The organism is Oleiphilus sp. HI0125, assembly GCF_001635355.1.
The window spans coordinates 1-339 of the sequence record NZ_LWGF01000446.1 but is presented as its reverse complement, the minus strand read 5'-3'; the positions used below and the strand labels follow the sequence as shown (position 1 = coordinate 339).

Genomic DNA, 339 nt, shown 5'->3' with positions numbered 1-339 from the left:
GTTAACGTAGACGCAGATACGCCTTTATTATGGTTTATTCGTGACACGCTTGAAATGACGGGCACTAAGTTTGGTTGTGGTATGGGCTTGTGCGGGGCCTGTACTGTGCATTTGAATGGCCAAGCAGTTCGTTCGTGTATTACACCAGTGTCTGCTGTTGAAGGGCAACAGATTACAACGATTGAAGGTCTGTCCGACGGCGAAAGTTTGCATCCTGTTCAGAGCGCATGGGTTAAGCACAATGTCCCTCAGTGTGGTTACTGTCAGCCGGGACAAATTATGTCTGCTAGTGCGTTATTAGCGGGTAATTCAAATCCATCTGACGATGATATCGATGTG

General features: G+C 47.2%; 1 protein-coding gene. It reads left to right on the top strand.

What is annotated here, in order from left to right; translation table 11 throughout:
• A partial coding sequence (locus A3762_RS05990) for a (2Fe-2S)-binding protein (RefSeq protein WP_068754525.1) occupies positions 1 to 339 on the top strand: 339 nt, incomplete at both ends.